The sequence below is a fragment of the Pseudomonas sp. JZ114 genome (assembly GCF_051027705.1).
Lineage (GTDB): Bacteria > Pseudomonadota > Gammaproteobacteria > Pseudomonadales > Pseudomonadaceae > Chryseomonas > Chryseomonas luteola.
In genome coordinates, this window is the sequence record NZ_CP069256.1 from 3,869,772 (window position 1) to 3,882,429 (window position 12,658).

Consider the following 12,658-nt stretch of genomic DNA (forward strand, 5'->3'; position numbering starts at 1 on the left):
GGTGAGGACACGCATAGAGCCTCCCTACCGGCATGACAATGCAATGAACAGGATCTTCTTAAGTATGTAGTCTCTAAGACGGCTTTATGCCAGCGGCAGATGAAAACAGAAATCGCTGCCCTCACCCAAAGTACTGCTGGCCTGGATCGTACCGCCATGCGCCTCGACAATGGTTTTCACGATTGCCAGCCCCAGGCCAACCCCCTGGTGTTCACGCTTTTTAACCTGCCAGTAGCGATCAAAAATAAATGGCAGATCGCTTTCAGCAATACCGGGCCCGTTGTCACTGACCGTAAAGCGCACCCCCTGTGCCTCACGAACGACCGATACCCAGACCGTCGAGCCGGGCTGACTGAACTTCACGGAATTGCTTACCAGATTGGAAAAGACGCGCAGCAGGCGTTCGTAATCTCCTTTTATGGTTGGCAGCTCCTGCTCACAGGACGTCAGCAAGCGTATGCCGCTCCGCTCGGCTAACGGCTGCAGCATCGCAACGGCGTCTTCCAGAAGCTTGTGCGGATCGAGCAAGGCGAGCCGAAGCTCCAGCTGGCTTTGCTCCATCTGAGAGATTTCAAGCAGCTCATCGATCAGCTTGCCCATATGACCACTGGCTTTTTGTGCATGGCTGACCACTTCGCGCTGCCGCTCATTCAAGGTGATCCCGTCGAACAGGCTGAACGCCATGGTCAACACTGATAAAGGCGTTCGCAGATCGTGCGCCACGACCGCCAGCAGCTCTTCACGCGCCCGAACGGCAATACGGGCGCACCGGGCATGCTGACGCACCTCCTGAACTGCCAGACGCAGTTTGATTTCACGTGTCGCTGAGTAGGCCAGCTCGCCCAAAAGCTCCAAATCGCGGGGACACCAGAGTCGGGAACACTGATCGGCAACAGCAAAATAGCCCAGCAGCTCTCCATCACTGTCCTTGAGCGGCACGGCTAAAAAGGCACCTGTTCCAGTGGGAAGCATCGTCAAAGATGCAGCCACAGGATGCTGTGCAGCAGCATCGATAATCAGCGGCACCCTTTCAGCCAGGATACATTCACCCAGCGCATAGGCCGATCGTTCCCAGTGACTGGCCAGAAAATCCGGCAGGCCATACTGACTTTTTAAAAAGGCACGTCGGTCATCCACCAGTGATATAAACGCGATGGGCACGCCCAACAGGCGAGCCGCCATGGCGGTCAGCCGGTCAAATCCCTCTTCCGGTGGCGTATCCAAAAGCTGCGTCCTGTGCAACGCCGCCAACCGTGTTGCATCTCCAATCAATTCTGCCGGCTTGCAAGCCGATACGCACGGCGCATCATGGCTCATCCCAAGGCTCCACACCAAAAGGCCCTAACGCTCGCGGCTGCAAAACTTTTTCTGTGCAAGCCCTTCTAATGAGGCGGTTCCAGAGCCATTACGGCCTGTTTTTCACAGCCGAGAGTCCTGTCTCCGCGTGGAGACACAATCCATGAACAAGGCAGAAGCGATTACACTACGTCGAGGCAGTGCCTTTTGCCCATACCCTAGCCTCACTTTAAATAATTTGTCCCCTGTCTCATGTACAACGTGGCAGGCAACCCAGCAGTGCAAGCCAATGATCAGCGGAGCGCTGTTTGCAAACGACCTGTCATCCAGACAGGCTCAGTGTCCCCTCCTCTTGTCTGCGGCCATACTGGTCAGCCGCACTAAGGACGTCTTTGATGAAACCACACGTGATCGAACTACTCATCAGCGACTGTGATGGCGTACTTGTCGACAGTGAAATCCTGTCGGAGCGCATAGTCATGGACGAGTTGAGCCGTCATGCCCCCAGGACGGAGCTCGAAAAACTGCTTGAGGGTACGTTCGGACTGACAACGCGCGATATTATCCAGCGGGTTGAAGAGCGCTTTGGCATTACCCTCCCTGAAGGCATTCACAAGGATATTCGTACTCGCGCCGAGCAGCTAATTGCAACGCAAGTCGAGCCCATACCCGGTGTCAAAGAGGCTCTCGAGCGCATTGACCTGCCACTGGCCGTTGCCTCAAACAGTCAACGCCACAGTGTAGTATCCTCCGTGGCGCGTGCAGGACTGACCGAGCGCGTTGCCGGTCATATCTTCAGCGCGGACATGGTGGAGCATCCCAAGCCGGCACCCGATGTCTATCTGCTGGCTGCCCGTACCATGGGTGTATCACCGGAAAACTGCCTGGTGATCGAGGACAGCGCCACGGGCGTTCGCGCAGCGCTGGCTGCCGGCATGCGTGTGATCGGTTTTACAGGTGCAAGCCACATTCCTCCCGAGCACGGTGAAACACTTAGACGCCTGGGCGTGACAGCGCTGATCAGCCATATGGATCAACTGCCGCAGCAGGTTGCCGCCCTGCGGGAAACGGCCACCAGCGGACACGCCTGACGGCTATCTCTTGCGACCAACCGCGATAGCCCCCATCGAGCGGCCTGTTACACTGCACGTTTTATTTTGCATGCTGCAGGCCCTCCGTGACCGCTACCTCCTTTACCACCCTTTCACTTTCCGATGCACTGCTCGGCAACCTGGAGTCGCTGGGTTATCAGCAGATGACCCCCATCCAGGCCCTGAGCTTGCCGGTTATCCTGAAAGGGGAAGACCTTATCGCCCAGGCCAAGACCGGCTCGGGTAAGACGGCCGCCTTTGGCCTGGGTCTGCTGAATGGCCTTAATACCCGATATTTCGGCTGTCAGGCACTGGTACTTTGCCCTACACGTGAGCTGGCAGATCAGGTCGCTCAGGAAATACGCAGGCTGGCGCGATCAGCCGACAACATCAAGGTGCTGACATTATGTGGCGGGGTCCCTTTCGGACCACAAATCGCTTCGCTCGAACACGGCGCTCATGTGATCGTTGGAACACCGGGCCGTATTCAGGAGCATCTGCGCAAAGGGACGCTTTCTCTTGAAGGCCTGAATGTCGCTGTACTCGATGAAGCGGACCGGATGCTGGATATGGGCTTTCATGACGCTATCGCCGACATCCTTGGCCAGACCCCGACACGACGCCAAACCCTGCTGTTTTCTGCGACCTACCCCTCAGGCATCGAACAGCTAGCGAGTAACTTTCTACGCAACCCCAAGACCATCAAGGTCGAAGCGTTACATGACGATACCCGTATCGAGCAACGTTTCTATGAAATAGACCCGCGCCAGCGACTTCAGGCGGTTCTTCAGCTGCTTCAGCATTTTCGGCCTCAGTCTTGCGTTGCGTTCTGTCATACGCGCCAGCAATGCCAAGAGGTTGTCGACTACCTGAAGGCGAACAAGATCTCCGCGCTGGCCTTGCACGGGGATATGGAGCAGCGCGACCGCGATCAGGTTCTTGTACAGTTTGCCAATCGCAGTTGCACGGTTCTGGTAGCAACTGACGTGGCTGCCCGGGGAATCGATATCGCCGGCCTTGAAGCTGTCATCAATGTGGAGCTGTCCCGTGATGCCGATATCCACATTCATCGAATCGGCCGAAGCGGCCGGGCTGGCGAAACCGGCATGGCCTTCTCCCTGGTAGCACCTGCAGAGGCCGGTCGCGCGCAAGCCATTGAGGACAAACAAAAGGCCCCGCTGAATTGGCAGTCCATCGATACGCTGACGCTGGAGAACCCTGCTCCTTTGGTACCTCCCACGGTCACGCTCTGCATTGCTGGCGGCCGTAAGGAAAAAGTCAGACCTGGCGACGTCCTGGGCGCTTTGACAGGTGAAGCAGGTATTCCCGGAGACAAGGTCGGAAAGATCACCGTTCATGACTATCAGGCCTATGTTGCCATCGAGCGTGACACAGCACGTCAGGCCCTGAAGCGGTTAAGCGAGGGCAAAATAAAGGGACGCTCTTTCAAAGTGCGCATGCTGTAACTCAACAGCAGCCGGCGGGTCACTGTCGGCTGCCTTACTCAACGGAAAGCATCATTTCCAGGCAAATCGAAAAACTCATAAAAAACAACCTTTCAATTGCGAAAAAATATTTCGCCTTTTTACCCTTCCGGCTGAACTTGCTAGGCCAAAGTGATCAAAGAGTCAGGCTAACGCTTAGGTGGCTAACCTAATAATTCTAGCGGTGTCGCATATCTGATTGATCGACGTTGTACCGCCTCGTGAAACGCAAGCAATGAGTTCTATTCATCACTTCGTAACGTTCGTTTTTGTTACCTTGAAATAACCTCTTCTAGATAGCTGTGACCACGCCGTCAAACAGGCTGCTTTCCGGTACGCCTGCGGGGTCGCCACTTCGCTCTAGGCCGCAGCTTACTTCAAGGAAAGTAAAGGCCATCCGGCTTTTACCGAAGTATGAATATCGACTATGACTGGTAAGGACGAGACAGTCTGATGAGAAGATTTACCGTACTCGATAGCTTTCGTGGCCTTTGTGCTTTGGCTGTTGTTCTTTTTCATACGTACGTTGTAAACAGCTTTGCGGAAATGAGCTTGTTTACCAACGCTTACCTTTTTGTCGAATTCTTTTTTGTGCTTAGCGGCTTTGTCCTCTATCACACCTATGGTCATAGACTTTCCAGTCTCACCGACTACAAGAACTTTTTCATCAATAGAACCCTGCGCCTCTATCCCTTGCATCTCACCATGCTTGGCGTCTATGTAGCGCTGGAATGCGGAAAGTACCTGGCTGAGCGCAAAGGCCTGCACTTCAATGACGGTGCCTTTTCCGGCGCAACGGCGCCTCACGAGTTTCTCCCTAATCTCCTGCTGGTTCAGGCCTGGCTCAATAACACCATTACAGGCTCATTCAATTACCCCTCCTGGAGCATTAGTATTGAGTACTACATGTACCTCCTCTTTGGGGCTATTCTGATTCTGGCTCGCAGAGGCCATCTCAAGATCTTTGCGCTAATTTCCCTGCTCTCGTTCGTTGTCCTGTGCCTGCCGGAGTCGCCTCTTAAAACGGGCATCTTCAGAGGCTGCTCCTGCTTTTTTGCCGGCGCCTGCACGTATGTCATCTTTACCAAGATCAAGGATTTTCAACTCAGCGCATTAAGCTTTACGGTGCTTGAAGTACTCAGCGTTGGCATTACCTATGCCGTTATCATCTCTCACCTTGAGTACAAGGGTATTATTGCAAGCGTATTGTTCTGCGGCCTGATTCTGGTCTTCTCGTTCGAAAAAGGCTCTGTCTCACGCATCCTGCAAGGTGAATACTTTGTAAAGTTGGGTAACCTGTCTTTTTCAATCTACATGACTCACGCAGCCATTCTTTATATATTCAAAAGTGCTGCTATCGTATTGTCCAAAGTAACAGGCAAAGAACTTACAACGATGCTGCCGTCGCATGACACTCCGGCAGATCTGATCAAATACATCACAACTGGTGGCGCTGTAACGGATGATCTGGTTGTCTTGGCACAGCTCATTACTGTAGTACTGGTTTCCCGGTATACCTACCAGTACATAGAACTCAAGGGCGTAGCGATAGGTAAACGCTTGACCCGCAAGAAAGAAGTTACCACGGAAGCTCTACCTAACGGCTCAATCTGATCTCTTTTCATCCTTATAAAAACCGGCTCTATTACAGCCGGTTTTTTATTGCCTTTAAGCCAGCATATATCTTTAATTCGATAAACAGAATTTGAGAACATCTTATAATTTACCAAGCCGCTGCTTCGGCCTTTAACAAACCAAAACCAGTAGTAATTTATTAAGCAGACATGTGTCCGCCTCTAACTACTGTAAAAGTGCAGACAATAAAAAACCCTGTAATGCTTGCCGCATTACAGGGTTTCTTCAGCGCTTAATTAAACGACTGGGATAGTTCCAAAACCTTCATCAAGCCCTTTGCCGAAAGGAAATGCCTTACGAGGTTCGTTGGTATTCAACAGGCCCGGCATTTGTGCCTGAATAACGGCTCGATGTTGTTCAATAACAATGTCCAATGCACGGCTAGGCACAAGTTCGATGTCATCAAACGTAATCACCTGGCCCGGCGCAACAGCACGTTTGAGGACGGAATGCTTCAGCAAGCCGATCGGTAGATGATCAGGGTTTTCCGCAATCTTGACGGCCTCACCGCGCACTTGGAAGCCACCAATACCACGTTCGATGATGTCACCTGCCTTCATCGGGTTCTTAACGACAGCAGCGACACTCAATGTGGGAGTCGTCGAGTTGTTCAGCAAAACGCCACCACCCGCGACCACACGGCGAATCGTCTTGCCGACCTCCAACGAGCAGAGATGGTAAGGACGAACGAGCACATAGTAAGGACCAGCGCCCAACTTGAAGTATTCGATCGCAGGTGCCTGATCTTCATCATGGCGGCACACCACAAACACGCCGCCAGCCGGATAACCGCTCGGTACGACATAGTCGACGATAGGCTGACCTAGCTGCTCAGCCATCTGAGCCAGCACGTTGGCCGTCTCGTTCAGGTTGGTGGACTTGAGGCCTTCCAGTCCCTGACGCGTAATAGTAGCGCCAAAGCCGTTGCCTACGACTACCTGTTCAATCTGCACCTTGGTGCCATCGGTAAACGAGGTTGTCTGATCGATACTGATACCCTGCCGCTTGGCCCAGTACGCCATGTCTTCCGGCTTAGGATCCAGGTTCAGATAGCCTTTCATGTTGCCGTATACGAGGGGTTTGAAACCCATCTGTATGGCATCTTCATGCAAGGCAGCCAACGAACCCGGCTGATCTCCTTCAGCCTCTGTCAGGAAGCCTTTTCCGGCCAGATAGGAGCCTGTGGTGACCTGCAGTTCAGCATTGATGGTCACCACCTGCAAACCTGCCTGAAAGGCGCGCTCGATGACCTCTGTACCGTGGTAGACATCACCACTGCATTCAACGATAAGGTCGGAATTGTCCAACACCTCATCCAGCGAATTGGTCAGGCACTCAGGAAGTGGAAAATCCGAAATGGTGTTCAGGCTACGGCGAGTAAAGACCTTGGAAATAACCAGGTCTTTATAATGCTTTGCAATCAACCTTACAAAGCAGCGGGAAATCATGCCTGTTCCGACAACGCCGACACGTTTTACTTGGAGGTTAGACATACGAACGAATCCTTTCAGAAGTGGTAGGTATGCAGCGAACAGAAGAGAAAGCGCTGCATATGTCGTAACTAGGAGTTTGAATTAGTTGGCAGCAAGGCCTTGGCGATTGCCTACAGACATAACGCGTTCACAATCGTGCTGTAGGACACAAAGCTAGTTTAAAAAGTTCCTAGTTACTTGTTTTATTTCAAAAAAATACTGTCAAAAAGAAAGCGCCAATTTATCTAATGGGATTAATCCTTATAATTCCAGTGGATTAATTAATGCTCTAGATCAAACTACTGCCCGCACAAGCTCGCAAAGCACTTTAAATTAAGTCTAAAGCGCTATAACCAGCCTAAATCAAATTCTTAATTTAAATAGCGAATAAATTTAAAATTGTGACGATTGCAAGACAGTGACCGATAAGGAATTCGCAGGTTAGCTGATCCCTCAGCTAACCTGTCAGATTTAGGCTGTTTTTACAGCGGTCCAGTACGAGCGCTTGAATAGGTCACGCTCACCCAGAACGACCAGACAGACCAGCAGGCACAGCAGCAAGGCCACTATGTAGGCCACCAACTCTACAAACCCGTCAGGCTGAGGGCTTACATACAGCGTGGCAAACGTAACGGCCAGGGCAGCAGCCGTCCAGCGGGCAAGCACTGCAATGCTTAATCCCTTGGGTGATGCTTGATAAAGGAAATAGGCCATGCATAGCGCTTGCACGAAAAAGCCAATCGACAGTGAATACGCAAGGCCATTGGCACCGTAGATCTTGTACAACACAGCATCCAGCAGCACCGTCAGAGCGGAACTGACCAAGGTTATGATGAGGAATGCACGCCCCCTTTGCTGAGCCAGCAAGGCACGTCCCCAGATCAGAGCGAGTCCCATCCAAGGCAGGCCAATAGCGTAAGCCACCACCAGGGAAGCCGTAGCCTGTGTCTGGGCCGCGCCAAATGCACCGCGCTCAAGCAAGACCTTGACTACAGGCTCAGGGAAAGCGATCAGTACCACCGAGGCAGGCACCAGGAACAGCAACGTTGCCAGTGAAGCCTTGCGGGATACAGTATTGAAACGATCGTGCTCGGAATCTGCCCAGCTTTTCGCCATGTCTGGAAACATAACAGCCAAAACCGACAGCGCATAAAGTGTAAGCGGGATGGTAACGATGCGATAAGAGAACGACAGCATACTGATCGTCCCTTCGGCCAGGAAGGAAGCGAAGAAGCGCTCAGCTAGCATGCATCCTTGCTGTGCACCTGCGGCCACCAGCACGGGCGCAAACGTCAGCACAAATTCGAAGCCTCGACTTTCCAGCTTTCCTTTTACTGCTCGGCCAGTCAAATAACCAATTCGCTGATGCTGGATAAAAATCAGTATCACCTGCGGAATCAGCATGCCCGCAAACAGGTAGATTCCGCTGGGATAGAACGCATAAATGCCAATGATGGCACCTAGGTTCATCGATACCGTACGCGCCATCGGCAGGATGAAGATCCGGTCAAGACTCAGCAGTGCTCCCTGACAATACAGGATGGCCTGTACGAAAATCAGGAAGGCGCCTACGGAAAATACTAGCAGTCCCGCATTGACCTGATCAGCCGTCCAGCCAGGCGCCAGTGCCTTAAGTACCCAAGGGCTGCCCAGGGCTGCACACAATGAAACCAGAAGACCAAACAGCATGACTCGCCAGTAGAGCCACCGACTGGACAGGATGAACTGATCCTCACTTTCTGATCGTATGCGTTGCAGGTAGGGAATCATGGCATCGCGTAACGCGAGGCCGAAAAAATTCTCGAAGAACAGCGGCAGGATCATCGCAACGAAGATGAGATCCGTTTCCCAGCTAAGCCCGAACTCCTTGGCGATCAACAGATCACGCAGAAAGCCGAGAAGAAAACTCGCAACGGTGATGAGAAGGATAATTACGGTCTTCTTCATGTTTCTTTCCTAGAAAAATTACATCCATACCAAGCCCGATCGCTTGCAAGAAACACAAGGCATTTAGTCAAGACACAGCAGGCTTCGGACTCGATACCACAGCACGGGCTTACCGGCTCCCGTATAAGTCTCCCGGAGCAGATATCACACGTCCGGGATTTTGCTGCTGCACTGACAACGTAATCCTAAAAATATTTCGTAACATTCCTAAAATTTAGGCTTTTCCTGCTCATACCTGGCTGGCGCACACAAAATCTGTGCGCCAGTCTCCAATTAACGAGCAGTCGTTGGCGATCACTCAGCCTTGCAGGCCCTGATAAGCCGCCAACCACTATAAAGAGCCAATCCCACCGCGCCAGCCAAAGCCGCTGTCTTGGCAGGCTGCTGGCTGGCCTGGGCATACAGACTGTGGCGAAACATGGGACCGGGATTACGTCCCCTTGTAGAGCCACTAGTGACAGGTTCGTACAACGCATCTGACGGGAAAGCATCGGCTGTTTTACTCTGCTGAGCTGCGAACAGCGTCTTTATAGCTATCCAGTCAAATAACCGTGGCGTCAGTTGAGCCGCCCGAGTTATGAGCTTGCTGTTCCCGATGTACACATCCCGCTTGGGCCGTTCAGCGGCGCGCAGGATTGCCCGGGCGACGGTTTCCGGGACATAGGTCGGGGCTGGCAAGTGAGGCGTATGGGCCAAGTAATTCTTGGCCCTGTCGTTAATGGGCGTGTTTGTTGAGGAGGGCCTGATCAAGGTTACGGCTACAGGCACATTGTCATGGCGAAGTTCTATGCGCAAAGCATCCGTGAAGGCTTTAACGGCATGTTTGCTGGCGGTGTAGATACCTTGCAAGGGAGCAACGGCTTCCGATAAGGCACTCCCCAGATTGATCAGGGTTCCACCTTCCCGCTGCCTAAAGTGCTCGACAGCCACCAGTGATCCATTGACCACGCCCCAGAAGTTCGTTTCAAACACTTTTTTGAGGTCGGCCTCACTTACCTCCCACAGTCGTCCCCATACCAGCGTGCCTGCATTGTTGACCCAGGTATCAAACCCATCAAACCGCTCGACTGCTCTTTTTGCCACTTGCTCCAGATCCGCTCGATTGCCTACATCGGCTGCAACATGAATAGCCTGTGCGCCCCACTGCTGACTGAGCTCATGCTGAAGGGACTGCAGAGCAGCTTCATCACGTGACACCAGTACCAGCTTCGCGCCCTTTTGAGCAGCCATTCGGGCAGTTGCCAGACCAATACCGCTAGTGGCGCCGGTAATAACGATCGTTTGCTGATGTAACGGCTTGGGTACAGGCTTCATCAAAGGCTCCAATAGTCATCTATTCCTATCGGAGCCTTTCAAGCCCTTCAGGATTCCTTCAACCGGATATATGGATGATCAGACGCGGCTATCTGAACGACACCTTGCCAGCAGGGATAGGACGTCCTGGTCAGAAACCGGACAAAAATCCTGATAGTAGGTCTCGATGTGCTTGACGACATCGGGCGTCGCCAAGCAGACCACGTCATCGGCCAGTGTTCTCAGCCCCTCGGCGACGCCTGCAGGCCCAACGGGGGCCGCCCATACTAGACGTGCAGGCGCAGCCTCGGCCAATGCGAACAGCGCAACCCTGGCAGTGCTACCCGTCGCCACGCCGTCATCCACCACAATGACTGTACGACCGGTAATCACCATTGGATCGGTATGGCCGCGGTACAGCCGCCTGCGCCGCTCGATACTGTCTATCTGTCGGTCCCGCTCCGCCTCGAACCATCCGGCTGGCGGGTTGAGATACTCCAACATTGCCTGGTTTGCTACCCACCGCCTTGCAGCCCCATCAGTAACGGCCCCCAACGCCATATCCTTGTTACCTGGCGCGCCGATCTTGCTCACCATCAGCACATCCAGAGGCGCCTCCAATTCTCTGGCGACCTGATACCCCACCGGGACACCTCCGCGAGGTACTGCCAGTATGATGGGGTTATGGTGGATATACGGACGCAGCCGCGCAGCCAGCACCTGCCCTGCCTGGCTGCGATTCTTGTAAAGTACTGCCGGGCTCCATGCTGGTTTCATTGCCTGCCCTATGCCGTTCGGTCAGCCACCGACTGGTTATTTACGGATCTCTACCTACCTATTTATAGACCCAAAACTGAAAAATGACTCACCGGTCATAAATAAAACTCAGTAAGTCATCCAGAGATTTAAAAGGCGATTATCAACGTCTCACACTCTGGTTTCTGTCACGTACCGGCACCTTTATGACGAAACAGCAGCTCTACCAGCACATTGTGAGTACATTGCAAAGTGACCTTCAGGCCGCCATAGCCGCCGCGCAAGCTGCACATGAAACGGCGACACATGAAGAGAACGTAGCGGAAAACAAATACGACACTCGCGGACTCGAAGCGGCATATCTAGCGGCTGGCTATTCAAAGCGCATACAAGAGATTCAGCAGTCCTTGCAGGCTTACCGTAATCTCGTCATACGTACCCACGAGGCGGAACATGGTGTTCAGCTGTCTTCCCTGGTCGCTGTCTGCGATACCGTAGGCAAGCAACAAACCTTTTTCCTAGGCCCGGCAGGAGCGGGTCTTAAAATCAGGACGGATACCGGAGACATCATGGTGATCACACCCAATGCACCGCTCGGGCAGGCGCTACTGGGAAAAACCGAAGGGGAAGAGATCAGTCTTTCAATCGGCAGCACAAAGCAAATATTTGAAGTTGTATCGGTCGAATAAACAGGCCTTTCCGGGTTTTTCTTTGCTCAGGTGCTGGTCAAAGCCAGTCTGGTAAGATATACTGTATATATAAACAGTAATGACGAAGGCGATGAGGTGATGAATGGCCGTCGAAGTCTTGTACCGCAGCAGCCGAGATCCGGAGCGCTTATTCATGGATAAAGCTGAAGCTGATCGCTATGACAAAATGCTGGAGCTTGCTGAGTCTCTGGCAGAAGTATTACAGAAAGCCGTACCCGATTTGACTGACAAACAGGCAGAAGATGTCGGTATCTACATGGCTCGTCATCGCGATCTATTCGCCAAGGCGTTCAAGAGTCAACCCGATGTGCTAGCCGAGCTGAACGGAAAAGAATCTGCCTGACTACAATGTTGCCGAGGCTGCCTTTTCCTGATCTCGCCAGAGCAGGAAAACACGCAGATCAAACTCGATCTGGTGATAACCCGGCAACATATGCTCGCATAACTGATAAAAGGCCCTGTTGTGCTCGTGCTCTTTCAGATGCGCGATCTCATGGACCACAATCATTTTCAGAAACTCGGGCGCTGCCTCTTTGAACAAAGAGGCAATCCTTATTTCTTTTTTCGCTTTGAGCTTGCCGCCATGTACGCGTGAAATGGCCGTATGCAACCCTAGCGCTTTCTGCATCACATCAAGCTTTGCATCGTAAAGCACCTTGTCTATACCAGGCGCATTCTTGAGGTGCGTCTGCTTGATCTCCAGGGCATAGGTATAAAGTGCCTTGTCGCTTTGTATGGAGTGAGACCCAGGATAGCGACTGGCCAGGTATGTCTGTAGGCAGCCTTGTTCACAGAGCAGACGAACCTGCTCCTGCAGTGAAGCCGGGTAGCCTTGCAGGTATTTAAGAGAAGCCATGATTAATCGTGTCACTCGCTACCGTGGTGGGACCACTGACGCCTGAACAGTGAACCAGCCCACTATTGTAAAACACAGTCGACCTCCGCTCCTAAAAATGCGAGTCAGGCACAGCAAA

The 12,658-nt window shown here is 52.7% G+C and carries 11 protein-coding genes; 5 read left to right on the forward strand and 6 right to left on the reverse strand.

Features of this window, described 5'->3' with window-relative positions:
- Positions 1-84 precede the first annotated feature (84 nt).
- Positions 85-1,317 carry a sensor histidine kinase gene (locus JQR90_RS18170; RefSeq protein ID WP_010796086.1) on the reverse strand — a complete coding sequence of 411 codons (1,233 nt, stop codon included), beginning with the start codon at positions 1,315-1,317 and terminating at the stop codon, positions 85-87.
- Between the two features lie 374 nt (positions 1,318-1,691).
- Between JQR90_RS18170 and JQR90_RS18175 the strand changes: the two genes are divergently transcribed.
- The 3 genes from JQR90_RS18175 to JQR90_RS18185 all read left to right on the forward strand — a co-directional run bounded on the left by JQR90_RS18175 (position 1,692) and on the right by JQR90_RS18185 (position 5,485).
- Entirely contained in the window at positions 1,692-2,387 is a 696-nt protein-coding gene (locus JQR90_RS18175) for an HAD family hydrolase (protein WP_010796088.1), read from the forward strand.
- Positions 2,388-2,473: 86 nt separating this feature from the next.
- Positions 2,474-3,853, forward strand: coding sequence for an ATP-dependent RNA helicase DbpA (gene dbpA / locus JQR90_RS18180; protein WP_010796089.1), 1,380 nt, complete (start codon positions 2,474-2,476; stop codon positions 3,851-3,853).
- Between the two features lie 471 nt (positions 3,854-4,324).
- Positions 4,325-5,485 (forward strand): acyltransferase family protein, encoded by a 1,161-nt coding sequence (locus tag JQR90_RS18185; protein ID WP_010796090.1) that lies wholly within the window; start codon positions 4,325-4,327, stop codon positions 5,483-5,485.
- Positions 5,486-5,742: 257 nt separating this feature from the next.
- Here JQR90_RS18185 and JQR90_RS18190 read toward each other — a convergent pair whose 3' ends face one another.
- From JQR90_RS18190 to JQR90_RS18205, 4 genes are all read right to left on the reverse strand, one after another.
- Positions 5,743-6,954 (reverse strand): NAD(P)-dependent oxidoreductase, encoded by a 1,212-nt coding sequence (locus JQR90_RS18190; protein WP_230382176.1) that lies wholly within the window; start codon positions 6,952-6,954, stop codon positions 5,743-5,745.
- Positions 6,955-7,449: 495 nt separating this feature from the next.
- On the reverse strand, positions 7,450-8,925 hold the full coding sequence (locus JQR90_RS18195) for a lipid II flippase MurJ (protein WP_010796092.1): 1,476 nt from the start codon (positions 8,923-8,925) through the stop codon (positions 7,450-7,452).
- A 294-nt stretch (positions 8,926-9,219) separates the two neighbouring features.
- On the reverse strand, positions 9,220-10,239 hold the full coding sequence (locus JQR90_RS18200) for an SDR family oxidoreductase (protein WP_010796093.1): 1,020 nt from the start codon (positions 10,237-10,239) through the stop codon (positions 9,220-9,222).
- Between the two features lie 78 nt (positions 10,240-10,317).
- Positions 10,318-10,995 (reverse strand): phosphoribosyltransferase, encoded by a 678-nt coding sequence (locus JQR90_RS18205; protein ID WP_010796094.1) that lies wholly within the window; start codon positions 10,993-10,995, stop codon positions 10,318-10,320.
- A gap of 185 nt (positions 10,996-11,180) precedes the next feature.
- On the opposite strand from JQR90_RS18205, the gene JQR90_RS18210 reads away from it, so the two are divergent.
- Together JQR90_RS18210 and JQR90_RS18215 are read left to right on the forward strand one after the other, a co-directional pair.
- Positions 11,181-11,663 (forward strand): GreA/GreB family elongation factor, encoded by a 483-nt coding sequence (locus JQR90_RS18210; RefSeq protein WP_010796095.1) that lies wholly within the window; start codon positions 11,181-11,183, stop codon positions 11,661-11,663.
- Positions 11,664-11,766: 103 nt separating this feature from the next.
- Positions 11,767-12,027, forward strand: coding sequence for a YebG family protein (locus tag JQR90_RS18215; RefSeq protein ID WP_010796096.1), 261 nt, complete (start codon positions 11,767-11,769; stop codon positions 12,025-12,027).
- Here the strand turns inward: JQR90_RS18215 and JQR90_RS18220 are convergent, their stop codons facing one another.
- Positions 12,028-12,540: a YgjP-like metallopeptidase domain-containing protein gene (locus JQR90_RS18220; protein ID WP_010796097.1), complete on the reverse strand. Its 513-nt coding sequence runs from the start codon at positions 12,538-12,540 to the stop codon at positions 12,028-12,030.
- Positions 12,541-12,658 lie beyond the last annotated feature (118 nt).